We start from the raw sequence: 26059 nt of genomic DNA on the forward strand, positions 1-26059 counted from the left end.
TTTAATGAAGAGCTTAACTTAAGCGCTGTTTTAAGTAGGCATCAATGAAACCATCAAGGTCTCCATCCATCACAGCTTGTACATTGCCAGTTTCGTAATTTGTCCGATGGTCTTTGACCATTGAATACGGATGGAACACGTAAGAACGGATTTGTGAGCCCCAGCCAATTTCCATTTGTTCACCACGTAAACTTGCTGCTTCTTGGGCTTTCTTTTCCATTTCCAATTGATATAATTTGGCTTTTAACATACTCATTGCTTGCTCACGGTTTTTTAATTGAGAACGTTGCGCTTGACTTGCGACAACGGTACCTGTTGGAATATGTGTGATTCGAACAGCCGATTCTGTTTTATTAATATGCTGACCACCGGCACCACTTGCTCGGTAGGTATCAATTTTTAAGTCATCTGGATTGATTGCAATCTCTATTGTATCGTCTAATTCAGGCATTACATCAACTGAACAAAACGAAGTATGACGGCGTTTAGCGGAATCAAAGGGCGAAATCCGCACAAGACGATGGACACCTTTTTCAGATTTTAGGTAACCATAAGCATTGTAACCTTTGATTAATAAGGTGACACTTTTAATCCCTGCTTCATCTCCAGCTTGGTAATCCAACGTTTCAACTTGGAAACCGTGACTTTCTGCCCAACGTGTATACATTCGTAAAAGCATACTTCCCCAGTCTTGTGACTCAGTACCACCGGCACCAGGGTGTAATTCAATTAGGGCATTATTATGATCATATGGCTCATTTAGTAGTAAGGATAGCTCATACGTTGTTAAACGTTCTTGCAAGAGATGAATTCTTTCTTCCAATTCTTCTTGAATCTCTGTATCATATTCTTCTTGTTGTAATTCAAACATCACCGTTAATTCGTCAAGTTCCTCAGAGAGCTGATGAAATTGTTGATATTTTTCTTTCAAACTATTGGTTTCGTTAATTAGCTTTTGAGCCGTTTCTGTGTTGTCCCAAAAACCAGGTTCTCCCATCCGATTTTCCGCCTCGGCAATGTCTTCTTCTAACTGGTCTAAGTCAAAGAGACCTCCTGAAGCTAGTAATTTTTTGTGTCATTTCGTCTAATAATGTACGAATTTCTGGGTTTTCCAAAATGATTCCTTCTTTCTCTTTATTGTAAAAAGAGCAAAGGCGGGACAAATTGCCCCACCCTGCGTTTTTTCTTTAATTAAGCGTTTCTTCCATGACAATTTTTGAATTTTTTGCCACTTCCGCATGGGCATAAATCATTACGGCCCACTTTTTTATCTACACGCACAGGTTGACGCTTCGCACTTGTGTTGCTTTGTGCAGCTGCATCTTGTTCTGTTTCTGGATGTTCCGCTTGTCCTTGAGCTACTTGCTCACGTTGGACATTTTGGCGAATTTCCGATTTCATGAATAAACGTGTTACTTCATATTCGATTGAACCCACCATATTGTTATACATAGAATAACCTTCTGTTTGATATTCTACTAATGGGTTGTTTTGACCGTACGCACGTAACCCGACAGATTGGCGTAATTGATCCATTGCATCAATGTGATCTGTCCATTTAGTATCGACAACACGCAAGATGACTACTTTTTCAAATTCTAGCAATTGTTCTTGTCCATTCAATTGTTGAGATTTTTCTTCAAATACTTCTTGCGCACGTGCCACTAAGTAGTCTTTGATTTCTTCAGCTGATTTATTTTCTAAATCTTTTTTAGAAATCGTATCTTCATGGACAAGTGTTGAGGCTGCAAAATCGACAATCCCATCTAAATTCCATTCTTCTTTTTCTAATTGTGTATGGCTATCCACCACTCGGCCAATCGTCCGTTTTACCATGCCCATCAATACATCAGACAAGTCATTTTCTTCCATAATTACTTCTTGTCGTTGCGCATAAATAACTTCACGTTGCTCGCGCATCACGTCATCGTATTGTAAGACATTTTTACGTGTGTCATAGTTATTTCCTTCCACACGTTTTTGAGCAGACTCTACTTGGCGAGTAAACATTTTACTTTGAATAACTGCATCTTCTTCTTGCACATTCATTCGTTCTAAGAATGTTTTAATTCGTTCTGAACCAAAGCGTTTCATTAAGTCATCTTCTAAAGATAAATAAAATTGTGAAACCCCTGGATCCCCTTGACGTCCTGCACGTCCACGCAACTGATTATCAATACGACGTGACTCATGACGTTCTGTCCCGATAACCGCTAGACCACCTAGTTCAAGTACACCTAAACCAAGTTTAATATCCGTTCCACGACCAGCCATATTTGTTGCAATTGTAACTGCGCCTTTTTGACCGGCGTTCATAATGATTTCGGCTTCTTTAAAGTGATTTTTCGCATTCAATACTTCATGAGGAATTTTAGCTGCGTTTAATTTATCAGAAAGTAATTCTGATGTTTCTACCGCAACAGTCCCTACCAACACTGGTTGCCCTTTGTGGTAACGTTCTTTAATATCTTCCACTACTGCGTTAAATTTACTTTCCAAGGTTGGATAAAGTAAATCTGGACGATCGTCACGGATAATTGGACGATTGGTTGGGATTTGAATGACTTGAATATTGTAAATTTCACGGAATTCTTCTTCTTCTGTTTTAGCAGTACCAGTCATCCCGGCTAGTTTTTTGTACATCCGGAAGTAGTTTTGGAACGTAATCGTCGCCATTGTTTTTGTTTCATCTTCAATTTCGACGCCTTCTTTTGCTTCAATCGCTTGATGTAAGCCATCAGAATAACGACGACCATCCATGATACGACCAGTAAATTGGTCAACAATTAAGACTTTATTGTCTTGCACCACGTAATCAATGTCTAATAACATGATATAGTTTGCCCGTAACGCTTGATCTAAATGGTGCGTTAATGCTGTATTTTCAATATCGTAAAGGTTATCCAATCCGAAAGTTTCTTCAGCTTTTTCAATCCCTGCTTCTGTTAAACCAATTGTTTTAGACTGAATATCAATTTTGTAATCTTCGTCTTCTTTTAAGCGTTTGACAAAATTATCGGCACGCGTATAGAGTGCTGTCGATTTTTCAGCTTGTCCAGAAATAATTAATGGGGTTCTTGCTTCATCAATTAAGATTGAATCCACTTCATCGACAATTGCATAGTTTAATGGACGTTGAACCATTTGGCTGCGATAAACAACCATGTTATCACGCAAATAGTCAAATCCTAATTCGTTATTTGTACTATAAGTGATATCACAGTTATATGCTTCACGTTTTTCATCAGAAGATTTAGAGTTAATGTTTAAGCCAACGCTTAAGCCTAAGAAATTATATAATTCTCCCATTTCGTTAGAGTCACGGGTTGCTAAGTATTCATTAACTGTAACAACGTGTACTCCTTCGCCAGATAGTGCATTCAAGTATACAGGCATTGTGGCAGTCAAGGTTTTCCCTTCACCTGTTCTCATTTCAGGAATGTTCCCGTCATGAAGCACAATCCCACCCATTAATTGGACACGGTATGGGAATAAACCTAGTACTCGTTTAGCAGCTTCACGGACAACCGCAAATGCTTCTGGTAATAGTTCGTCTAAGGTTTCCCCTTTTTGATAACGGGCTTTAAATTCATCTGTTTTTTCACGTAATTGTTCATCGCTTAGTTGTTCCATTGCACTTGCATGTGCATCAATTTTATCGGCGATTTTTTCTAATCGTCTTAATTCTTTTTTATCGTTTTCAATCATTTTTTTCAAAAAATTTGCCATTGGTATCTGTGTTCCTTTCAATTACCTCTTTTTATTTTTGTATCCTTTTTGTACAAGAAGCACAATCTATCCATTTTATTTTATCATTACTTGACGAGAAAGAAAACCATTTCTCTCTATTTTGCAGACATTTTCCTTTAAAAGAGGAACTTTTAAAGTTATTTTATGTATTTCTTTATTTTTTCTTTACTCCGTGCTTTAAAGATGTTTAAAGAGCTGAAATGCACGAAGGCATTTCAGCTCTTATTTTAAGCTTTAGTCTGTTTCAATCAAGCCATATTTGCCATCTTTACGACGGTAAACAATGCTTGTTCCATTTGTTTCAGCATCTTCAAAAATAAAGAAGTTGTGTCCTAACATGTTCATTTGTAAAACAGCTTCTTCACTGTCCATCGGTTTTAATGATAGACGTTTTGTACGAACGATGTCTAATTCCGAAGGTGTTTCTTCTGTTTCTTCACCAACTAAGAAGACAGCGGCTTTTGTATTGTTACGTCCTGTTTCACGAGATTTTCTGTTGATTTTTGTTTTAAATTTACGAATTTGTCGTTCTAATTTATCGACAACCAAATCAATACTTGCGTATAAATCAAGTGACGTTTCTTCAGCTCGTAAAACTAGATAAGGAAGAGGAATAGTAACCTCGACTTTGGCTGTTTTTTCAGTGTACACTTTCAAATTCACGTGAACCGTTGCTTCAGGTGAATCGCTGAAATATCTTTCTAATTTACCGACTTTTTTCTCAACATAGTCTCGAATCGCTTCGGTTACCTCGATATTTTCTCCACGTACATTATATCTAAACATAACAATTACCCCTTTCATCTACCAGTAAAGAAAAGATTAAAGGACCACTCTTTAATTCCCTTCTTCTTAATTTCATTATATCGAATAATCTGGGTTTTGCCAACAAAATAGTCATCAAATTTATGAATTCTTTTCTTTTTACCGCGCGAGAGTAAACGTATTCAAACTTTTAGGATAACAGTTATTGATAACAGCAGCTGCGTGGAAAAGAGTTCGTCCAGTGGTATAGATGTCATCCACCAAAATAATAGAACAATTTTTTAATTTTTTTTGGTTTTCTTTTTGGATGGCAAATGGTTGTTGCAACTGCATCCTTTCCTTTCTAGTTTTCTTAGATTGCGGAACATTTTCCTCTTTTCTAATTAAAAAAGGGCTGTACGGAACATCAGCCGCTTCTAGTAAGCCAATTACTTGGTTGAAGCCTCGTTCTTGCATTCGTTTTTCGGATAAGGGCACCGGAATAATATAATCCGCAGATTGTTGCTGAAAGTAAAAGTTGATTTCCTCGTTAAAACACATTCTTAAGCGATAGTCTCCTTGAAATTTATAGCGTTCCATCCACTCTTGCATTCCTTCATCATAATGAAACAACGCTGCATTATGAAAAGAATACTCTGGATAAAGCAGCTGCCACCTTCGACAATCAAAACAATAGCGCTCTTGGCTGACTCGACTACAGCCAAAACAAGTGCCTATCATTGGCAGTTTCTGGAACTTTGCTTGGCAGTGCTGGCAAAGTGAAGGCCTCGCCCATTTTTTAAAACGTAAGAGCATTTTTAATGTTATCTCCAAACGAATGGGCTCTGCGCAATTTTTACAATCCATCTAACATCCCTCGTTTGCTAGCCAAGCGATTCATTTGCTTTATTTGCCGAATCGCCTCTTTCATATCTCTTGTTTCCCCATCATGTAAAAATAAAACTTCGCCGTAATTGAATTCTTGTCTTCGATCGACTCGGCCCGCAATTTGGACAAGTGTTGAAGAAGTGAAGACTCGATGATTAGCACCATAAACAATAACTGAGACTGCATCAAAAGTCACACCACGTTCTAAAATGGTTGTAGTGATCAAAATATCCGTTTTCTGCTGACGCATTGCTTGAACTTTTTCTAGGCGAAGCTCATCACTACCATAAACGGCGACAACTTCTTTGTCGGAAAATCGCTCAGCTATTAATGCATGCAATTGGTGAATTAATGAAATGCTTGGGCAAAATAGTAAAACTGAATTACGCACCAATAAACGTTTCAAATGATGTGCAATGATTTTAATATTTTTGCTAGAAAGACGTTGCCACGACTGAACCCAAAATCGGCGTGGCACAGGTAATGGCCTACGATGATATCTTGCTGGCAAAATACTGGCTGCTAACTTTTTTTGCTGTAAAAGCTTCCGCAATTCTTTCGTAGGCGTTGCTGTTAAGTACACCAAACTACTTCTTTTTTTTCGTGCGTTACGCACTCCATAATAAAGATGTTCGTTATTAACAAAAGGAAAAGAGTCGACTTCATCAACGATAAGTAAATCAAACGCTTGATGGAATTTCAATAATTGATGGGTGGTGCAAATCACTAGTTTCGTATAACGATACGCTTCTTGACTGTTTCCGTGGAGTAAAGCAATTGCTTCATGAGGAAAAACCGCTTGGATTCTGGGAAACAGTTCTAAGCAAACATCGACACGCGGCGAAGCCAGCGCAATCCGCCCCCCTTCTTGTAAGGTTTGGTGTAAAACAGCAAATAACATTTCTGTTTTGCCTGCACCTGTAACTGCCCACACTAAGCGATTCTCTCTTATTTTTGCTGTCTCACAAAGTTCAACCGAGATCGCTTGCTGTCCCTTTGTTAATTGTCCAGACCACTCAAAAAAGACAGTTCTTGGGCTATTGGGCCTTTCTGGTAAATGACAAAATTTTTGACAAGAAGTCACACGGCCTAATTGAATGCATGCATGACAGTAGTATGCATTTATCGCCAATCTGTTTTCTTTTTTGGATACGACTTCCCCGCACCGCTGACATTGAATTGTTAGGGGGGAACGCTCTAACATTGTTGGTAAATAAACCAGTTTTGTCTGTATTGAAGGTTCTGTTTCTTCAATAATTATTTTACGTCCATGCAAATCTTCCATGTTAACCACCTCATTTATAAAATACGCATTTCTCTAGCTTTTTTGCGAAAAAGGAGATCTCCCACCGTTATCTTTCTATTCTTATCTAGTCGTTACCTACTAAACAAACTCTTGATACGCTTTATTGTTTACACGAATCTTCTACTTTCGACTTACCTATATGCAGCTTTTTTATAAACAAATTTATCTACCTTTAAAGAAAAATTAATGTTAAAGTATATCTAGTAATTCAAGCTTTAATTTGAAAAGACTAGAAAGGAGCAAACTTTATCATGGAAAATATTTTTTTAAAAAGACTAGAACTCAAAGCTTTTGAAGAAGATTCTGTTTTTTCAAAAATTGAAGGGCTGAATAAATTTAATTCACTAAATTTTAAAAAACCTATTACTTTTTTTTCAGGTGAAAATGGAACTGGAAAATCCACTTTATTAGAAGCAATCGTAGTCAATTGGGGATTTAATCCTGAAGGCGGTAGTATTAATTTTAATTTCTCTACAAACGATACTCACTTGGATTTACATAATTATTTAACTGTTGCAAAAAGTGTAAAGCGTGCTACGGATGGCTTCTTTTTAAGAGCTGAAAGTTTCTACAATGTTGCTACATATGCAGAAAATATAGACTTAGATTTTTCTGAATATGGCGATAAATCCCTACATCATCAATCACACGGCGAAAGTTTTTTGAATCTGGTGAACCATCGGTTTAGAGGAAATGGTCTGTACCTGTTAGATGAACCTGAAGCGGCTCTCTCACCTCAACGCCAACTAGCCTTAATGATATCTATAAAAAAACTAATTGATGAGGGGTCTCAGTTTATTATTGTCTCTCATTCACCTATATTACTTGCAATGCCTGACTCACAAATTATTTCTTTTGATAAAGATAGTCCTTTAGAAATCACGTATGAAGAAAGTATGCCTTATGAAATAACCTCATTATTTTTAAACAACAAAAACAGAATTCTCTCTCATTTATTTGCTGAATAAGTCTGTTATTCGAAATGCTTATGCCATACTATAATGACTCGTATATAAAAATATTGTTAATCATTCTTTGAATTACAACTTTCAGACTACGGAAAAAGGCGTTCATTATTCAGAAAATAGATTGTTAAGTATGTTTTTTTAGTATCTAGATTAAAGTAAAAAATTAAAGACAGTTGTCTTTCTCTAGCTCACAGGACTAATTTCGGCTCTATAATTTATGGAACTGATAAACTAGAATGACTGTTTCAGCTCAATTCCAATTAACTAAAGTCATAAAAAAAGACAAGTTGCTTTTTCGAAAATTCTCGAAAAAACAACTTGTTTTTACTCTTTTTTATCTGCTTGTGCTAACAAACCCAAGGCTTGTTCCAACACTTTTTCCCCGTTCATTAAGCCGTAATCAGACATGCTAATGACATCTGTTGGGATACCTTTTGGTGATAGACGCTTTTCAAAATCACTCTTCATATAACGAACTTGTGGACCTAACAATAACACATCGACTGGATTATTTTCTAAATTCGTTTCTGCTTCCGATGCAGAAGCCGCAAATATATGGGCATCTAAGCCTTGATTAAATGCTGCTTTTTGCATTTTTGTAACAAGTAAACTAGTACTCATTCCAGCGGAGCAAACTAACATAATTGTTTTTTTTTGACATTTTAACAGCCCCTTTTACCATTGCCTTTTTCAATTTTCAACATTATCTATTAAAAATATTATAGTGTAAAGTTAATTTTTGTCAATCATTCTTGTTTTTTAAAGCGGATACAATCTTGGTTTAAACGTACCATGCTGATTTCAGTAATTTATTAAATACCACATATTCTTTTTCCAAATTCACTTGAACTACTTGGTAACTCGCATTCAACCAACCATAAGCGCCCTTTTCTGGATGCTTATAATCGTTCGCCCACCAATCGACATCTGTCTTAGCAGTTTTTGGTAAACCAGAATGAGGGAATAACAATTCATCAAACTGGGTAAAGGTCAAGGTAACTTGGGAACCGCCATTCGTTTTCAAATAATGAGTAATTGTATCATATTTTTTCTGTCGTGTATGTACCATTTTCCAGCGCCTCCCTTTTCTCTATCATACCTTATTATAACGTTTTTTTCCAAAAATCTCACAAAAAAGATGAGAGAAAAAGTTGCTATTCAGTTGATTCTTTTTTATACTGACTTTATTACGAGAGAAAAGGATGCCCATATGTTAGAAAGCTATATTACAGTCAAACAAGATGGTTTCAGCGAGATTGAAATCAAGAAATCGCGGTTTATCTGTTCTGTAAAGCGCGTAACATCAGAAGAAGAAGCAAAAGCCTTTATCGCCGCAATAAAAAAAGAACATTGGAAAGCCAATCATAATTGTAGTGCTTTTGTGATCGGCGAAAAAAATGACATTCAGCGGAGCAGCGATGACGGCGAACCTAGTGGCACTGCTGGTGTTCCAATGCTAGAAGTCTTAAAGAAAAAAGAGTTAATCAACGTAGTGGCTGTTGTCACTCGTTATTTTGGCGGAATAAAATTAGGCGCTGGCGGTTTAATCCGAGCATATAGTCATGCTCTTTCCCACACTTTAGATGAAATTGGTTTAGTCATTGGCAAATTGCAACAAGAACTATTGATTACGATCGCCTATCCTTTATTAGGAAAAGCCCAAGCCTTTTTGGAACATAGTCCCTACACGCTTAAAGAAACTATTTACACAGAGTCTATTCAGTTAATTTGTTTAGTAGATGAACAAGCAACAGAAACATTTATAGCTGAAATGACGGATCTACTTAACGGTCAGTTGACAATTGAAAAAGGCGCAACGAGCTATCACGAACTACCATTTAACGAAAAAGGAGCACAATCAAATGACATTTGAAGAAGTATTGCCACAGATTAAAGCAGGAAAAAAAGCCGTACGTAAAGGCTGGAGCGGTTTTGAACTTTTTATTGAATTACGTGATGAAATTGGCACCTCCGAAGGTGAATTTTTACAAGTTACCCCGTATTTTTTAATCAAAACTTCTGATGAAGGCTACAGCATGTTTTCACCAACACCTTGTGATGTCTTAGCAGAAGATTGGGTGATTGTTGAAGCATAACTACACACATAAGGTCTGGCAGATTACGGCGATTGCTCGTTCTTCCAGACCTTAATTTTTAAATGTTTAAAGGAGTTTTTCTTATGCCAAAAGAATTTGAAACAAAACTGGTGCTTGTAACCGGTGCAGCTTCAGGGATTGGCCAAGCACAAGCAATTGCCTTTGCTGAGCAAGGTGCTGAAGTTATTGGCATCGACCTAGACGAAACGGGGTTAAAGCAGACAGCCGCACTGGTTAACCCAGATTCTACTAAGCCATTTACTTATTTTGTCGGTGATGTGTCTTCTCCCTCATTTGTGCAAGCCACGATGAAACAAATTGTGAAAAACAACGGCCAAATTGATATTTTATTAAATACGGCAGGTATTTTAGATGATTATCGTCCTTCTCTAGAAACTTCGGAAGCTTTATGGGATCAAATTTTAGCAACCAATTTAAAAAGTGTCTTTTTAGTGACCAATGCTCTATTACCTTATTTCCTCCAACAAAAAAAAGGAGTAATCGTTAATATGGCATCTATCGCTGGCTTAGTAGCTGGGGGCGGCGGCGCAGCGTACACTGCCTCCAAACACGCAATCATCGGGTATACAAAACAACTTTCCTACGATTATGCCAAATTAGGCATTCGAGCAAATGCGATTGCGCCAGGTGCCATCCAAACACCCATGAACGCAGCTGATTTTGCAGGAGAAGGTGAAATGGCTACTTGGGTAGCACGTGAAACACCCGCGGGCCGTTGGGCACAGCCACAAGAGGTAGCAAAACTTTCATTATTTCTAGCTAGTGATGACGCTGATTATATCCACGGCACAGTTATGACCATTGATGGTGGTTGGACCATGAAATAAAAAGACTTTACAGAGTGTCTGTTCTTCAGTAACATGTAACACAGTGAGGCAACTCACACCATAACACTTCAGTTGGCTTTACTGCCCTTCCTTTGGTTATGGTTATCACTAAAACACGTCGTTGTTTTATAAAGGAGAATCTTAAATGAATCATTCATCAAATCCACAAACCAGTACGTGGTCAGCTACGGCTTTGGCTAAAATGGCGCTAGTTACCGCTTTGTATGTCGTTGTCACTGTACTTCTCGCTCCGCTTAGTTTTGGTCCGATACAGCTTCGTCTTGCCGAATTATTTAATTATTTAGGCGTTTTTAACAAGCGATATATCTGGTCCATTACGTTAGGGGTTGCGATTGCCAATACCGCTTCGCCTCTTGGTATCATCGATATAGTCATCGGTAGCGCTGGGACGTGCGTAGTCTTATGGATTGCCTATTTTGCGACAAAAAATCAGCAAAATTTATTGATTAAACTAATGCTGACGGCCATTCTTTTTGCTTTGTCCATGTTCACTGTCGCCGGACCCTTAACGTTCTTTTATCAGTTACCTTTTTGGTACACATGGTTGACCGTTGGACTTGGTGAACTTCTTTCAATGACAGTCGGCGGTATCCTGATTTACGTATTAAATAAAAAAATACAGCTTGTAAAACGCATCGAAGAATAAAAAAGCGCTTGGGGTTTAAACCCCAAGCGCTTTTTAGCACTATCCTTTAGGTTGAATGAAGTCTGCTTGCCATTTTCCAAGAGATGGATTGTAATCAAAATACCAAAGTTGTGAGAAATATTGTTTTTGATGCTTGTATCCCGATAAAACACGACCGCTTTGAGTATCTTCCTCGTAGTCAATACAAGAAAAATGAAGCATCAGTGAAAAACTGGTTTCACTAATAGGATGATAATTCGAAGCTGGCGCTACTTTCACTTTTTTTACATGATTTCTGATGCCCGCTTGTTGATTTGCTTGTAATACTGCAAGATGTTTTTGATAAAGTTTTTCTGTATAGTTATCTTTGACTACAGACAAATTTTCTTGGTCCCACGCTTGTTGTATTTCTAAAAACGTTTGTTGTATTTCTTTTAAGAGTGCCTTTTTTTCTTTTGATGTTCCAGGTAATGCTGCCCACATTTCTTGAAAAGCTCCTTCATCGACTGGTTGATTTCTACGGCGTCTTTGCCAAATCATCGTGCCCCCAAAAAGAACAAAAAACACTGTTGAAATTAAGCCTTCCAGTGGCGTTGTGTTGCTGGTCCCGGTCTCGTTATGATGAACATAACTTCTTGATCCATCACCGCTTGGCGAAAAACCATTCGAGGGATTACCCCCGCTAGGACTTTCTACACGTCCACCGCCGTAGCCACCAGCTACAGCCGCTGCTTGATTAGGCCATAAACAAAAGGCCATGGCACAACCCACAAAAACCAAAATTAACTTTCTCATTTTCTCACCTTTCGACCCCTTCAAACCAACAAATGAATAAATAGACGCAGAATACTAAACAAAGCGCCAAGATTAACAATGATTAATAATACCTTCAGCCATCTGCCATATGGTTGTACTGATTGATAACTTCGTTGATAAATACTCAAGCCAAACAGGACCGCTGGCCACATAAATATACTAGATCTCGGGCCAAACGAATTACCCTCGCCCCAAAAATTCACATGAATGGGCACATGAGCTGGTAAATCAGGATAAAACACCGCACTTAATAACAGTAAACTAACTGCCAAGACACTTGTAACAATAAATAACCCCTGACTAACTTTTTCAATCTGCTTCTCTCTCATTAATTTAGCTTTCTCCTCTAGTTTAATGATGGATATACTTTCAGTTTATGCCTCCCTATCTGAATTTGCAATAAAAAAAGACAAGGAAACATTCGATTAAATGTCCTTGCCTCTGTTTTTAAAAATCCTAAATCAAGCCTTTCACGCCTATATCTTTTCGGTAGTACATTCCAGGAAATGAGTAATTATCCAATGTTTGATAAACTTTTTTGCGGGCTTCTTCAAGAGTCGAAGCAGTTGCTTCTGCTAAAAAGATTCGTCCGCCAGCCGAAACCAGAGCCTGTTCTGAACGAGTTACCCCTGCATAATAGATGGTTTCACCAGACATTTCGGGTAATGGTAGATTTGTCTTGTATTGATTAGGATAGCCTTCTGCTGCTACAACAACACCAACACTCGCTAACTCATTCCATACAATCGTTGGTTGCTCTTTCGCCAGCAATGAAGAAATTATTTCTGAAAGGGGACTCTCTAAACGTGCCAACACAACTTGTGTTTCTGGATCCCCAAATCGAGCATTAAATTCAATAACCTTGGGGCCAGTTGCTGTTTGGATTAAACCAGCATATAAAATCCCTTGAAACGGACGTTTTTCAGCCACCATTCCTTTAGCAGTCGGTTTCAGGACTTGGCTAATGGCTTGCTGAACCGCTTCTTCTGGGATCTGAGGCACTGGTGTGTAAGCACCCATCCCCCCTGTATTCGGACCAGCATCCCCATCGAAAATCCGCTTATGATCTTGAGCAATCACCATCGGATATACCTTCTCATTAGAAACAAAGGCCATTAAGGAAAATTCTTCTCCCTGCAAAAATTCTTCGATTACGACCGTTTGACCGCTTACTCCAAATTGTTGATCCTCCATCATCGCAACTAGCGCCCGTTTTGCGGCTGCTTTTGTTTCGGCAACTACTACTCCTTTTCCAGCTGCCAAACCATCTGCCTTAATAACAATTGGTACGCCTTGCTGTTCAATATATTCTAAGGCAGGTGCCAAACGTCGAAAGACCCGATATTCCGCCGTTGGAATCTGGTATTTTTGCATAAAATCTTTCGCAAAACTTTTTGAACCTTCAATAATTGCAGCTGCTTTTGTCGGGCCAAAAATCAGTAATCCCGCTGCTTGAAAGGCGTCTACAATCCCTTCAATTAATGGCGTTTCTGGTCCGACGAATGTCCAATCAATCTGATTATCCTTCGCAAATTGAATTAGTTCCGTTTGCTGCTCTTCACTGATAGGTACGGTCCGAATATTATCACCACTCATACCAGGATTACCTGGTGCACAATAAACAGTCTTGACTTTGTCTTCTCGCTGTAATTTTTTGGCGATTGCATGTTCACGACCACCACGCCCAATCACTAATATATTCATCGGTTTCTCCTTTAAAAATTAATGTTTGAAATGACGAGTCCCAGTAAAAATCATCGCAATACCATAATGATTCGCTAGATCAATTGATGCTTGATCTTTAATGCTCCCGCCTGGCTGAATAATTGCTTGAATACCATGTTGTGCAGCATATTCCACGCTATCTGCCATGGGGAAAAAGGCATCACTTGCTAAGACGGCCCCTTGTAATTTTCCAGCTGCTTGGGCTTGATCAACTGCAATTTTTACTGACCCAATTCGATTCATTTGACCAGCGCCAATCCCCACCGTTTGGCTTTCATTGGCTAAAACAATAGCATTTGATTTTACATGCTTGACTGCTTTCCAAGCAAAGTTCAATGCGTCTCTTTCAGCTGGTGTGGGTTGGCGCTCTGTAACAACTTGCCATGCTTGGTCATTTTCAACAACTGTATCCTGTTCTTGAATTAATAACCCGCCCATAACAGAAACTAATTCCACCGCTTTTTTTTCTTGAGCATGAAAATCTAACGTTAACAAACGAAGATTCTTTTTCTGAGATAACAGTGCCAAAGCTTCTTCCTCAAAACTAGGCGCAATAATTATCTCTAAAAAGATTTGATGCATTTCAGCCGCAGTCGCTTGGTCCACTGGACGATTCAAAACAACAATGCCACCAAAAATTGAAACTGGATCTGCTTCAAATGCCTGACGATAGGCTGCCAAAATCGTTTTTCCTGTTCCAATTCCACATGGGTTCATATGTTTAACAGCGACGACCGTAGGTTCTGTAAACTCGCTAGCAATCCGGAGTGCTGCATCAGCATCTCGAATGTTGTTATATGACAGTTCTTTGCCATGAAGTTGTCGAGCGGAAGCAATGGATAATGATACAGGTACAACGGATTGATAAAAGGTGGCTTGTTGATGGCTATTTTCGCCATAACGCAATGTTTGCTTACGTTCATAAGTAAGCGTCTGTTTCTCTGGTTCAGTTTCACCCACTTGCGTCGTTAAATAGTCAGCGATAAGCGCGTCATAAGCAGCGGTATGACGAAAGACTTTTGCTGCTAATCTTTTTCTAGTGGCTAACTGGCTAGTTCCAGTGCTGCTAATTTCACTTAATACCTGTTCATAATCACTAGGATCAACCACTGCTGTTACGTCTTGATAATTTTTTGCCGCTGAACGTAACATGCTAGGACCGCCAATATCAATCATTTCAATCGCTTCTGCTTCAGAGATTGCTGGTTTTAAAATTGTTTCTTTAAATGGATAAAGATTCACTACTACAAGGTCAATAAAATGAATGCCTTGTTCAGTCAGTGCTTTTTGATGCGCTTGGTTTCCCCTTTTTGCCAAAAGTCCGCCATGGATATTCGGATGTAACGTTTTGACACGACCATCTAACATTTCTGGAAAGCCAGTGATGTCGTCAATAGCAAGTGTCGGTACCCCCGCTTCTTCTAAGACAGTCCTTGTTCCCCCAGTGGAGATAACTTCAAAGCCATTTGCAACTAAGCCTGCTGCAAATGTTGTCACTCCTGTTTTGTCTGAAACGCTAATCAATGCTCTTTTGGTCATTTCATTGTCTCCTTTACAATTTGTGAAATTATTTTTGGGTACCATTCGTGCTCAAGAGCATGAATTTTCTCTGTTAATGTGTCCAATGTATCTTCAGTATCAATCTTGGTGGTTGTTTGGAAAATAATCGGTCCTGTATCAACCCCAGAGTCAACATAATGGATAGTGATTCCTGTTATTTTCACTCCATAATGAAATGCCTCTTCAATTCCGTGAAGACCTGGAAAACTAGGTAACAGAGAAGGATGAATATTGACGATTCTCTTTGGATAAGTCTCCAGTAAAGTCTTGCCGATAATTCTCAAATAACCAGCTAACACGATTAAATCGATCTGATGCTCTTTTAAATGTTTCAATACTTGTTCTTCATACTGCCCACGAGATGGAAAATCAGATGGCGAAAAGCAAACAACGGGAATCTTGCGCTTTTGGGCACGGGTCAATACATGGGCTTCAGGCTGGTCACAAAAGACTAAGCTCAACTGCCCTGCGATTTTTTTCTGGGAAAAAGCTGCAGCAATCGCCTCAAAATTGCTACCATTGCCAGATGCAAAAACAGCTATCTTCATAAGGCTTCCTTAAAAATAACGGCTTTCGTTTTCCTAGGTACCAAACGACCAATTTCAAAAGCTTCTGGCAAAAGCTCCTGAACTTTTTCAACATGCTCTGGACTCACCGCTAAAATCATTCCTAAGCCCATATTGAAAATTTCATACATTTCTTCAGGTGGAATTTCACCGTATTTTTGAAGCAATTTAAAAATTGGTAGCACTGGCCAACTATTTAATTGAATCTCTGCAGCTAATGCGGAAGAAAACATTCTTGGTAGATTTTCTAAAAACCCGCCGCCAGTAATATGCGCAGCCCCATGCACGAGTCCTGCTTTTAACAATGGCAATAATTCCTTCACATAAATTTTTGTTGGTGTTAATAATTCTTCCCCTAACGTTTTGGGTGCCAATTCTGGAAGCTCGTCCGTTGTTTTAAACGAATGTTTCTTAAAAAAAACATTTCTTACTAAAGAGTAACCATTAGAATGAAGACCACTTGAAGGAAGACCAATCAAGAAATCGCCTTCTTTTACGTTACTTGGAGTCAAGAGTTGACTTTTCTCAGCAATACCCACGGCAAAACCAGCCACGTCATAAGCATCTGCTTCATACATATCAGGCATTTCAGCTGTTTCGCCCCCAATTAAGGCTGCATTCGCCTCACAACAGCCAGCCGCAACACCCGCAACAATTGCTTCAACTTTAGCTGGATTAACGGTCCCTAACGCTAAATAATCTAAAAAATATAACGGTTCGGCGCCTTGTGCGACGACATCATTGACACACATTGCTACACAATCAATTCCGATTGTCTCGTGTCTCTGTTCTTCAATTGCCAAGAGTAACTTTGTGCCTACGCCATCCGTTCCTGATACCAAAACTGGTTCTTTAAGCTTGTAACTACTTAAATCAAAACAACCACCAAAACCACCAAGCATGCCCAACGTTCCCGTCCGTTGTGTCTTTTGGCTATGCTTTTGAATTCGTTCCACTACTTCGTATCCTGCCTCAACATTTACGCCAGCTTTTGAATAGGCATTTTCCATGTCAATTCCTCCTAGTTTCTTTTTTCAAGGATGCTTGATATTGTTCTTCATAATCATACAAAGGCGTTGGATAGTCTCCATTAAAGTAAGCCATACACAGCCCAGAATAAGGAGCATCATAATTTAATTGAATCCCATCAATCAGCCCTGCTTCACTCAAAAAAGCCAGCGAATCTGCGCCAATCTGCTCTTTGATCTCTTCAATTGAATAGTTTGCCGCAATTAGTTCGTCCCTCGTCTGTATATCAATGCCATAAAAACACGGATATTTTAATGGCGGTGAAGCAATTCTGACATGAACTTCTTGCGCTTCTGCTTCTTTTAATAAATGAATAATGCGCCGAATAGTGGTCCCGCGAACAATCGAATCATCTACTAAAATGACTTTTTTTCCTTTGACCACGCCACGAACTGCCGATAGTTTCATACGGACACCTTGTTCTCTTAATTCTTGTGTCGGCTGGATGAATGTTCGAGCGACATATTGATTTTTTACTAAACCTAGTTCGTAAGGTATCTGTGCTTCTTCTGCATAGCCGCTAGCTGCAGACAATGACGAGTTCGGTACACCAATTACCATATCAGCTGCGACTGGACTTTCGATTGCCAAGTTCTTCCCCATTCTTTTACGAGCTGTATGCACATTAACTCCAGCAATATTTGAATCTGGTCGTGCAAAATAAATATATTCCATTGCACAAATTGCCGGTTGGACTTCCGTAGTGAAAACCTCTATTTTCAAGCCTTCATCAGAAATGATGACTACTTCACCAGGCGCCACATCTTGAATAAAGCGAGCCCCAACTGTTTCTAATGCACACGTTTCGGATGCCACAACGTACGCCCCATTGTTCATTTGTCCGATGGAGAGAGGGCGAAAGCCGTTGGGATCCAGTGCAGCAATCATCATCGTTTCTGTTAATAAAAGATAAGCAAAGCCACCCTTAACCAAATTCAAGCTCTCTTTTAATTTATCGAGAAACGAGGCAGCAGTGCTTTTTCGAATCAAGTGCATTAAAATTTCAGTGTCTGAATTGGAATGAAAAATAGCGCCTTCTCTTTCTAGTTGTTTTCGTAAACGCTTGGCATTTGTCAAATTGCCATTGTGTGCTAACCCAATTTGACTATCATAAAATTTAAATAAAAATGGCTGAATATTATCCACGCTACCCGTACCAGCGGTTGCATAGCGTACATGACCAATAGCCGCCGTTCCTTCTAACGCATTCAGTTGTTCTTGCTTTTGGAATACTTCTGCTAATAAACCTAAATCACGGTGGCCATCTAATTTCCCAGAATTGTTCGCCACAATTCCTGCGCCTTCTTGGCCTCGATGCTGTAAGCTGTGTAAACCAAAATAGGTCACGTGTGCCGCATCAGGATGACCCCAAATACCAAAAATACCACACTCTTCATTTAAGCTTTTTGCTTCATAAGACATGGAATCGCATCCTCCCATAAGGCTTTGGCATCTTTTGTTGAACAATTGATCACATCATCTAACGCATGAATGACCAAACCAGTTTCAGTCACTTTCCCAATATGTTGGGCTTTTTTTCCGATAAGTGTTTCAAATGCTTCTTGATGCTGGGGACTAACTGAAAGAATAAAACGGGATTGCGTCTCCGCAAATAGATATTCTTTTTTTAATGGCAGTGTCACTTGTAGCCCCAGTTCGTTGGCAAAAGCCGACTCGGCTAAAGCAACGGCAATGCCGCCTTCAGCGCAATCATGCGCGCTAGCAACTAGGCCTGCTTGAATTGCTTTTAAAACTAATTCTTGGTTTGCTTTTTCCTCTTTTAAATCAAATGAGCGTAATTGCCCTTCAATTCGACCCAGTTGCATTTTTTGAATTTCTGAGCCGTTAAAATCTGCGTGGGTTTCACCGATGAGATAAATTAAGTCATCAACTTGTTTAAACGCTTGTGTGGTAATTTGTGAAACATCTTCAATCACGCCCACCATGCCAATCATCGGCGTAGGGTAAATGGCTTGACCATCTGTTTCATTGTAAAGAGAGACGTTCCCTGAAATCACGGGTGTTCCTAGCTGACGGCAGGCTGCGGCGATTCCATCCGCCGACGTCCATAATTCCCAAAAACTTTCTGGTTTATCAGGGGAACCATAATTCAAACAATCAGTGATAGCCAAAGGTTGTGCTCCACTTGCTACAATATTACGGGCTGCTTCTGCAACCGCAATTTGCCCACCAATTTCAGGATTTAAATACAAATAACGGCTATTACAATCTGTTGTCATCGCTAAGGCTTTATTGGTGCCCCGCACTCTTAAAACAGCTGCATCACTTCCTGGTTGCACCACTGTATTCGTTTGTACTTGACTATCATAGGTTTCGTAAACTGATTTTTTCGATGCAATCGTTGGCTGTTGCAATAGGCGTTTTAATAATTCCGTGCTATTCGTAATTTCTGGAATGAAGGGCGCTAATTTTTTAAAAGCACGCATCCGCTCTGGTTCTTGATAGGCTTTCTGGTAGACAGGGGCTTCTTCTGCCAAAGCATCTACTGGTACATCTGCGACTATTTTGCCACCGTGAAAGACACGATACTGTCCATCATCTGTTACGGAGCCAATCGCTACCGCTTCTAAGTCATACGTTTGAAACAATTCACAAACTTGCTGTTCTGCTCCTTTTTCCACACAGATTAACATCCGTTCTTGGGACTCAGACAAGAGCATTTCATAGGGGCTCATCTGCGTCTCTCTCTGCGGAACTTTATCCAGCTCTAGAATCAAGCCTGAACCTGCTTTTGATGCCATTTCAGCACTTGAAGAAACCAAGCCAGCCGCCCCCATATCTTGGATGCCGATTAAAATATCTTGATGATTTTTGATTAAATCAAGACAAGCTTCCAATAATAATTTTTCCATAAACGGATCACCTACTTGTACCGCAGATCGTTGCTGTTCTTCACCTTCACTAAATTCTTCTGAAGCAAAGGTCGCACCGTGAATTCCATCTCGTCCTGTTTTCGCACCTACGTAAAGAATGCTATTTCCGACGCCTTTTGCTTGGCCTTTTTGAATCTCATCATGACGAATCAATCCCACACACATAGCATTAACAAGTGGGTTTCCTTGATAACATGGCTCAAAAGCAATTTCACCGCCAACGGTTGGAATACCAATACAATTTCCATAACCGCTAATCCCCGCCACAACTTCTTGAAACAAATAACGTGTTCGTGCATCCGTCAGTTCGCCAAATCTTAGCGAATCCAGTAAAGCAATCGGCCGCGCCCCCATACTGAAAATATCGCGAATAATTCCACCAACGCCTGTAGCTGCTCCTTCGTAAGGTTCTACTGCAGAAGGATGATTATGGCTCTCTGCTTTAAAAACAACAGCTAATCCGTCACCAATATCGACAATCCCAGCTCCTTCACCAGGGCCTTGAAGCACTTGTGGCCCTTCCGTCGGAAACTTTTTTAAAACGGGCTTGGAATTTTTGTAAGAGCAATGTTCACTCCACATCACGGAGAATAAGCCAGTTTCTGTATAATTAGGTTCTCTTTGCAAAATGGTCTCAATCTGATGATATTCTTCATCTGTTAGTCCCCATTCTGCATACAACCGTGTCTCCTTGATTTCTTTTGGTGTTGGTTCATTCATCATTGGCTTAATTCCTTTCCAAAGTTTTTAATGATTGAAGCAAAAAAGCTGCGTCCATCTGTTGAACCTAACAATTCTTCCATCGCTCGTTCCGGATGAGGCATCATTCCTAGAACATTGCCCTGTTCATTACAAATACCAGCAATATTCGCAAGACTACCGTTCACCTTTTCTTGATACGTAAAAACAATTTGGTTCTTTTCTTTCAGCTCTTTCAACGTTTTTTCATCACAATAGTAATTCCCTTCGCCATGCGCTACTGGTAAATGTATCGAAACATTTTCAGGATACTCGCTTGTAAACTTTGTGTGCGTATTCACTTTCAATGGGACACTTTTACAAATAAAACGAAGCGAATCATTTCTTAACAACGTACCAGGAAGCAAGCCAATTTCTGTTAAAATTTGAAAGCCATTACAAGTACCAAAAACCATTTTGCCTTCTGTAGCAAAGCGAATCACCTCATTGATAATTGGCGAAAACCGAGCAATTGCACCACAACGTAAGTAATCGCCATAAGAAAAACCGCCCGGCAATAACACGCCATCAAATTTTGCTAAAGAAGTGGCATCATGTCGGACAAATTCTGCATCAACGCCCATCACCTCTTTGACAGCCCACAATAAGTCTGCATCACAATTGGATCCTGGAAAAACAATCACTGCCAATTTCATTTAAATTTCCTCCAAAGATAAAATTTCAAAACGATAGGATTCCATATTTACATTGGCTAATAGTTGATCACAAATTTGTTCAATTTTCTCTTCAATTGCTTCTGTCTGCTGGACGTGCATTTCAAAATACTTACCGACACGGATTTCGGCTACTTCTGTAAAACCAAGCCGATGGACTGCTTCCTTAACCGCTTCACCTTGGGGATCCAAAATTGATTCTTTATACGTAACATAGACTTTGACAAAATACATACGCGCTTCCTCCTCAATTAGCTGTTAGTAAACGTTGTAAAACTTCTTCATATACAGGAACTATTTCTCCTAATTCACGGCGATAAACATCTTTATCCAGATGTTCGTTTGTGTTTAAATCCCATAAACGACAGGTGTCTGGAGAAATTTCATCTGCCAGTAACAATTGATTGGCCTTCGTCCGACCAATCTCGATTTTAAAATCGATCAAACAAATATTGAGGCGTTGAAAGAGTTGACTAAGCGCCTGATTAATTTGTAAAGCCAATGCTTTAATCTCCACAATTTCAGCAGGAGTGGCTACTTTTAGAAATTGAATATGGTCTTCGTTAATAAAAGGATCATCCAGACGATCTTCTTTGTAATAAAATTCGATAATGGGCGTCACTAATTTAGTGCCCTCTTCAATCGCTAAACGCTTTGAAAAACTTCCTGCCGCATAATTACGTACGACAACTTCCAAAGGAATCATTTCTACGGCCTGAATTAATTGTTCGTGTTCAGATACTTTTTTGATAAAATGATTGGGAATCTTTTGTTGCTGTAAATGTTCAAAAATTAGACTAGTGATTTGATTATTTAAAGCGCCTTTCCCAAGAACTTTGTCTTTTTTTTGACCGTTTAAAGCTGTTGCTTGATCAAGATATTCCACAAAAAGAACCGCTGCATTTTCTGTTTGATACAACTTCTTCGCTTTTCCTGTATACACAAGTGCTTTCTTTTCCATTCTTTCCCTCTTCTCGTTAGCTTCATGAACGCTATTCTTTCTAAGTCAGCTGATTCACATCAGTTAAAAACTTACATTAGTTACAAAAAAACAACAATCGTTCGTGTTTGTTGAATGTAAAAATAAAAAACTTGCTTGGAGCAAGCATTTATTAAGTTACGTTCCAAATACCAACAGTCTCAATTTCCTTTAACGTTTCTGATAAACAAGGTGTTGTAATGGTGACGTGGCCCATTTTTCTGCCAACTTTTGATTCGGCTTTTCCATAGTAATGGACTTGCCAAGTGGGTTTTGACGTGCATAACTGGTAGCTTTTTTCTAAGTGTTCACCTAAGAGATTCACCATAACCACTGGTTGAAGTAACTGGGGTAACCCAATGCCCCAATTGCTAATCCCTCGAATATGCGCATCAAATTGACTAAATGAGCAAGCTTCAATAGAGTAATGACCTGAGTTATGAGGCCGTGGCGCTAATTCATTGACGTACAACTCTTCTGAATCCGTTAAAAACAGTTCGATAGCTAAAACCCCAGATAAATTTAATTCCTCAGCAATGTGTTGCGCCAATTCCGCTGCTTTTTGTTGCACATTCTCAGAAATTCGAGCTGGCACAATTGATTCATGCAAGATATTCTTTCGATGAATGTTTTCAGATACAGGAAAGCTTTGGTAACCATGCTTATTCCCTGCAACGATGATTGAAAGTTCTTTAGTGAAAGGCACCCACTTTTCTAATTCACAAGTGGCGTTAGCTAATAATTCAGTCGCTTGGGAGAAATCTTCTTCGCATTTTAAGACGACTTGTCCTTTTCCATCGTATCCACCTTGAATAGTTTTTAAGACACATGGAAAACCAATCTTTTCTGTTGCTTGTGGCAGCTCTTTCTGACTTTTCACTTCCGCAAAAGAAGCAATCTTACAGCCAATCGATTGAAGAAACGTTTTTTCAAGCAATCGATTTTGAGTAATTTTTAACAATCCTGTTCCTTGTGGCAGCTTTTCTAGTGGGATGGCCTTTTCTAGGGAGGCCACTTCAATATTTTCAAATTCATAGGTGATCACATCGCATAACTCTGCTAGTTCAGTTAAAGCAGATATCTGATCAAAGGCTGCCACAATTTGACGGTCAGCTACTTGACCAGCTGGACTATTGAGCATCGGGTCCAACACAATCATTTGGAAACCCATTTTTTTACCACTCATGACTAGCATTCGCCCTAACTGTCCCCCACCTATAATGCCAATAGTTGCTCCGACTTTTAAAGGTTTATTCAAGTTGTTCCCCACTTTCCATAACCGCTTTTTCCAATGATTGTCGTCTTGCTTGGATTCTTTCTGCTAACTGTAAATCATCAATACTTAGTATTTCTGCAGCTAATAACCCAGCATTGGTAGCACCTGCTGAGCCAATCGCAGTTGTTGCTACAGGAACTCCGCCTGGCATCTGCACAATAGACAACAGTGAATCAATACCGTTTAATGTTCGTGTTTTAACTGGAACACCAATGACAGGTAAGGTTGTCTTTGCAGCTACCATCCCTGGTAAATGGGCCGCTCCACCAGCGCCAGCGATAATAACCTTCAATCCTTTTGTTCGTGATTCCTCTGCAAAACGAAACATCAAATCAGGGGTCCTATGTGCTGATATCACTCGTTTTTCATAAGGAATTCCCAACTCTTCCAACACAAGACAAGCAGCTTTCATCGTTGCCCAGTCTGAGGTACTTCCCATAATCACAGCGACTAATGGTTTCATGAATGTAATAACTCCTTCCGCCTTTTTTCACTGTTATTCTAACAATGAGAAAAAGAGATGTCAAAGAAAAACCGAAATATTATAGATTAAAATTATATAATGTTCGTGTTTATCAAAAAAGAGTCATCGGAAAGATGACTCTTTTTTTGCTATTTTTAGCGTTGCTTCCTCTTTAAGAAGAAACGTCGCCTGTATTAATAACTGGTTGTGTGCCCTTATCAGTAATGATTGAGACTAGTAAATTATTAATAAGTTGTACTTTTCGTTCATCGGTAAAATTAATTTCTTGCCCTTCTTCAATCTGTTCTAAGGCCATTTGTGTCATGCTTACCGCACCTTCAACAATTGTTTGTCGAGCCGCTAAGATTGCTTTTGCTTGCTGTCTTTGCAACATGGAGCTAGCAATTTCAGTTGCATAAGCTAAATGATTCAACCGTGTTTCGATAACCTCTACACCAGCCACTGCTAAGCGTTCTTGCAATTCTTTGGTTAACTCCTCGGAAATTTGTTCGGTATTTCCTCGCAGAGTTACATCATTATCTGAAAAAGTGTCATAAGGATATTGTGTTGCTACATGCCGGATTGCCGTTTCACTTTGAATTTCCACAAAGTCTTGATAATAATCGACATTAAATAACGCCTTAGCTGTATCGACTACCCGAAAAACGATGACCGCAGAGATTTCGATTGGATTCCCGTCAGAGTCATTGACTTTTAATAGAGAACTATTGAAATTTCGTACTTTCAAAGAAATGTTCATTTTTTGCGTAAATGGAATGGTAATAAACAACCCATTTTCTTTAATCGTACCTAAGTAGCGACCAAAAAATAAAATAGCTTTCGCCTGATTGGGACTAACAACGGTTAAGGAACTTAAAAATAAAATAGCCCCAATTAACAAAATAATACCTAAAACAACAAGAACACCATTAGTATGACTCGCTCCATAAATAAATAAACCAATTCCCGCAATTAAAATAACTAATAAGCTCGCAATTCCTACGTAGCCACTCATATAAAATGTTTTTTTCTCTTCCATCTGTTTCACTCTCCTAACTCATTTATCTGGTCCTTATTATACACCTCATTGCCTTCAATAGAGTAACTTTTAACATTAAATAAACTGATTTTTTCGGGGCTCTTGTAGTATACTGAGAACAAAGAAATCCCAAGAAAAGGAGTGATAGAATGCGCTATTTAAGCAAGGACATTTTAGAGGAAGTCATCACTCAACGCCCCTCTGACTCTTATAAAAGTAATTTTGGGCGTGTTGTATTAATCGGAGGAAACCGACAATATGGCGGAGCCATCATCATGAGTACCGAAGCGTGTATCAATAGTGGCGCTGGTCTCACCACTGTGATTACTGATGTTAAAAATCACGGGCCTTTACATGCAAGATGCCCAGAAGCGATGGTCGTGGGCTTTGAAGAAACAGTCCTTCTGACGAACGTCGTAGAGCAAGCGGAGGTTATTTTAATTGGTCCAGGTTTAGGCTTAGATGCTGCTGCACAACAAATATTAAAGATGGTACTCGCCCAACATCAAAAAAAACAATGGTTAATTATCGATGGCTCAGCAATTACCCTGTTTAGCCAAGGCAATTTTTCCCTTACCTATCCTGAAAAAGTTGTTTTCACACCTCATCAAATGGAATGGCAACGTTTGAGTCACTTACCTATTGAGCAACAAACACTGGTAAATAACCAGCGCCAACAAGCAAAATTAGGCAGTACGATTGTTTTAAAAAGTCATCGCACCACAATTTTCCACGCAGGAGAACCTTTTCAAAATACAGGTGGCAACCCTGGGATGGCTACTGGCGGAACTGGGGATACCTTGGCTGGCATCATTGCTGGTTTTTTAGCTCAGTTTAAGCCGACAATTGAAACCATTGCTGGCGCCGTCTACTTACACAGTCTCATTGGAGATGATTTGGCCAAAACTGACTATGTTGTTTTACCAACGAAGATTAGTCAAGCCTTGCCGACATATATGAAAAAAAATGCCCAGCCCCACACTGCACCTGATTCTGAACTATTAGAACAGAAGCGTTCGAGATAAAACCCGAAAAGGCTAAATGGTGACAAATT

General features: G+C 39.2%; 27 protein-coding genes. 6 read left to right on the forward strand and 21 right to left on the reverse strand.

The window, feature by feature from the left end; genetic code table 11:
- Nucleotides 1-13: 13 nt before the first annotated feature.
- The 5 genes from prfB to IGJ04_RS02415 form a co-directional block, all read right to left on the reverse strand.
- Nucleotides 14-1115 (reverse strand): peptide chain release factor 2 gene (gene prfB, locus IGJ04_RS02395; RefSeq protein WP_100068981.1). Its coding sequence is split into 2 segments (ribosomal slippage): nt 14-1042 and nt 1044-1115, totalling 1101 coding nucleotides; the frame shifts between segments, so codons are not numbered across the junction.
- Between the two features lie 76 nt (nt 1116-1191).
- Entirely contained in the window at nt 1192-3729 is a 2538-nt protein-coding gene (gene secA / locus IGJ04_RS02400; RefSeq protein WP_002420121.1) for a preprotein translocase subunit SecA, read from the reverse strand.
- Between the two features lie 255 nt (nt 3730-3984).
- Complete coding sequence (gene hpf, locus IGJ04_RS02405; protein WP_438839860.1) at nt 3985-4536, reverse strand: ribosome hibernation-promoting factor, HPF/YfiA family; 552 nt, start codon at nt 4534-4536, stop codon at nt 3985-3987.
- Nucleotides 4537-4674: 138 nt separating this feature from the next.
- Entirely contained in the window at nt 4675-5361 is a 687-nt protein-coding gene (locus tag IGJ04_RS02410; RefSeq protein WP_016618332.1) for a ComF family protein, read from the reverse strand.
- On the reverse strand, nt 5351-6667 hold the full coding sequence (locus IGJ04_RS02415) for a DEAD/DEAH box helicase (protein ID WP_438839861.1): 1317 nt from the start codon (nt 6665-6667) through the stop codon (nt 5351-5353). Before IGJ04_RS02415 ends, IGJ04_RS02410 begins: the two co-directional genes overlap by 11 nt.
- Before the next feature lie 272 nt (nt 6668-6939).
- Between IGJ04_RS02415 and IGJ04_RS02420 the strand changes: the two genes are divergently transcribed.
- Complete coding sequence (locus tag IGJ04_RS02420) at nt 6940-7656, forward strand: AAA family ATPase (protein ID WP_438839862.1); 717 nt, start codon at nt 6940-6942, stop codon at nt 7654-7656.
- Between the two features lie 324 nt (nt 7657-7980).
- Here the strand turns inward: IGJ04_RS02420 and IGJ04_RS02425 are convergent, their stop codons facing one another.
- Nucleotides 7981-8298 carry a PTS sugar transporter subunit IIB gene (locus tag IGJ04_RS02425; protein WP_029644912.1) on the reverse strand — a complete coding sequence of 106 codons (318 nt, stop codon included), beginning with the start codon at nt 8296-8298 and terminating at the stop codon, nt 7981-7983.
- Between the two features lie 139 nt (nt 8299-8437).
- Nucleotides 8438-8725 carry a DUF7662 domain-containing protein gene (locus IGJ04_RS02430; RefSeq protein WP_002357286.1) on the reverse strand — a complete coding sequence of 96 codons (288 nt, stop codon included), beginning with the start codon at nt 8723-8725 and terminating at the stop codon, nt 8438-8440.
- A 69-nt stretch (nt 8726-8794) separates the two neighbouring features.
- Between IGJ04_RS02430 and IGJ04_RS02435 the strand changes: the two genes are divergently transcribed.
- The 4 genes from IGJ04_RS02435 to IGJ04_RS02450 all read left to right on the forward strand — a co-directional run bounded on the left by IGJ04_RS02435 (nt 8795) and on the right by IGJ04_RS02450 (nt 11267).
- Nucleotides 8795-9529: a YigZ family protein gene (locus tag IGJ04_RS02435; protein ID WP_016616883.1), complete on the forward strand. Its 735-nt coding sequence runs from the start codon at nt 8795-8797 to the stop codon at nt 9527-9529.
- Nucleotides 9519-9752 (forward strand): DUF2829 domain-containing protein, encoded by a 234-nt coding sequence (locus IGJ04_RS02440; protein WP_002357284.1) that lies wholly within the window; start codon nt 9519-9521, stop codon nt 9750-9752. The genes IGJ04_RS02435 and IGJ04_RS02440 overlap by 11 nt, the downstream gene beginning before the upstream one ends.
- 62 nt (nt 9753-9814) lie before the next feature.
- A complete protein-coding gene (locus tag IGJ04_RS02445; RefSeq protein ID WP_438839863.1) occupies nt 9815-10600 on the forward strand; it encodes a 3-oxoacyl-ACP reductase in 786 nt (261 codons plus the stop codon).
- Between the two features lie 145 nt (nt 10601-10745).
- A complete protein-coding gene (locus IGJ04_RS02450; RefSeq protein WP_010707505.1) occupies nt 10746-11267 on the forward strand; it encodes a QueT transporter family protein in 522 nt (173 codons plus the stop codon).
- 39 nt (nt 11268-11306) lie between these two features.
- Here the strand turns inward: IGJ04_RS02450 and IGJ04_RS02455 are convergent, their stop codons facing one another.
- The 14 genes from IGJ04_RS02455 to IGJ04_RS02520 form a co-directional block, all read right to left on the reverse strand.
- On the reverse strand, nt 11307-12041 hold the full coding sequence (locus IGJ04_RS02455) for a TIM44-like domain-containing protein (protein WP_078071503.1): 735 nt from the start codon (nt 12039-12041) through the stop codon (nt 11307-11309).
- Nucleotides 12042-12061: 20 nt separating this feature from the next.
- Nucleotides 12062-12391 (reverse strand): DUF1648 domain-containing protein, encoded by a 330-nt coding sequence (locus IGJ04_RS02460; protein WP_010713335.1) that lies wholly within the window; start codon nt 12389-12391, stop codon nt 12062-12064.
- 127 nt (nt 12392-12518) lie between these two features.
- Entirely contained in the window at nt 12519-13766 is a 1248-nt protein-coding gene (gene purD / locus IGJ04_RS02465) for a phosphoribosylamine--glycine ligase (protein ID WP_010823738.1), read from the reverse strand.
- Between the two features lie 18 nt (nt 13767-13784).
- Entirely contained in the window at nt 13785-15371 is a 1587-nt protein-coding gene (gene purH / locus IGJ04_RS02470) for a bifunctional phosphoribosylaminoimidazolecarboxamide formyltransferase/IMP cyclohydrolase (protein WP_016616887.1), read from the reverse strand.
- Nucleotides 15323-15895: a phosphoribosylglycinamide formyltransferase gene (gene purN / locus IGJ04_RS02475; protein WP_016616888.1), complete on the reverse strand. Its 573-nt coding sequence runs from the start codon at nt 15893-15895 to the stop codon at nt 15323-15325. Before purN ends, purH begins: the two co-directional genes overlap by 49 nt.
- Nucleotides 15892-16923: a phosphoribosylformylglycinamidine cyclo-ligase gene (purM, locus tag IGJ04_RS02480; protein WP_016616889.1), complete on the reverse strand. Its 1032-nt coding sequence runs from the start codon at nt 16921-16923 to the stop codon at nt 15892-15894. Before purM ends, purN begins: the two co-directional genes overlap by 4 nt.
- A 1-nt stretch (nt 16924) precedes the next feature.
- Nucleotides 16925-18364, reverse strand: a complete 1440-nt coding sequence (gene purF / locus IGJ04_RS02485; protein WP_016616890.1) for an amidophosphoribosyltransferase — start codon at nt 18362-18364, stop codon at nt 16925-16927.
- Nucleotides 18340-20559 (reverse strand): phosphoribosylformylglycinamidine synthase subunit PurL, encoded by a 2220-nt coding sequence (gene purL, locus IGJ04_RS02490; protein ID WP_016616891.1) that lies wholly within the window; start codon nt 20557-20559, stop codon nt 18340-18342. The genes purF and purL overlap by 25 nt, the downstream gene beginning before the upstream one ends.
- Complete coding sequence (gene purQ, locus IGJ04_RS02495) at nt 20556-21230, reverse strand: phosphoribosylformylglycinamidine synthase subunit PurQ (protein ID WP_002361952.1); 675 nt, start codon at nt 21228-21230, stop codon at nt 20556-20558. The genes purL and purQ overlap by 4 nt, the downstream gene beginning before the upstream one ends.
- On the reverse strand, nt 21231-21482 hold the full coding sequence (gene purS / locus IGJ04_RS02500; RefSeq protein WP_002357271.1) for a phosphoribosylformylglycinamidine synthase subunit PurS: 252 nt from the start codon (nt 21480-21482) through the stop codon (nt 21231-21233). It lies immediately after the preceding gene.
- A gap of 13 nt (nt 21483-21495) precedes the next feature.
- Nucleotides 21496-22209, reverse strand: a complete 714-nt coding sequence (gene purC / locus IGJ04_RS02505; RefSeq protein ID WP_002357270.1) for a phosphoribosylaminoimidazolesuccinocarboxamide synthase — start codon at nt 22207-22209, stop codon at nt 21496-21498.
- Nucleotides 22210-22360: 151 nt separating this feature from the next.
- Nucleotides 22361-23485 carry a 5-(carboxyamino)imidazole ribonucleotide synthase gene (purK, locus tag IGJ04_RS02510; RefSeq protein ID WP_033625011.1) on the reverse strand — a complete coding sequence of 375 codons (1125 nt, stop codon included), beginning with the start codon at nt 23483-23485 and terminating at the stop codon, nt 22361-22363.
- Complete coding sequence (gene purE, locus IGJ04_RS02515; RefSeq protein WP_002360132.1) at nt 23478-23966, reverse strand: 5-(carboxyamino)imidazole ribonucleotide mutase; 489 nt, start codon at nt 23964-23966, stop codon at nt 23478-23480. Before purE ends, purK begins: the two co-directional genes overlap by 8 nt.
- Before the next feature lie 172 nt (nt 23967-24138).
- Nucleotides 24139-25005 (reverse strand): SPFH domain-containing protein, encoded by an 867-nt coding sequence (locus tag IGJ04_RS02520; RefSeq protein ID WP_438839864.1) that lies wholly within the window; start codon nt 25003-25005, stop codon nt 24139-24141.
- Between the two features lie 149 nt (nt 25006-25154).
- On the opposite strand from IGJ04_RS02520, the gene IGJ04_RS02525 reads away from it, so the two are divergent.
- Nucleotides 25155-26030, forward strand: coding sequence for an NAD(P)H-hydrate dehydratase (locus IGJ04_RS02525; RefSeq protein ID WP_438839865.1), 876 nt, complete (start codon nt 25155-25157; stop codon nt 26028-26030).
- The last annotated feature ends 29 nt before the right edge of the window (nt 26031-26059 follow it).

Origin of the sequence: Enterococcus sp. AZ050, from assembly GCF_051715085.1 — a bacterium.
GTDB classification, from domain to species: Bacteria; Bacillota; Bacilli; order Lactobacillales; family Enterococcaceae; genus Enterococcus; species Enterococcus faecalis.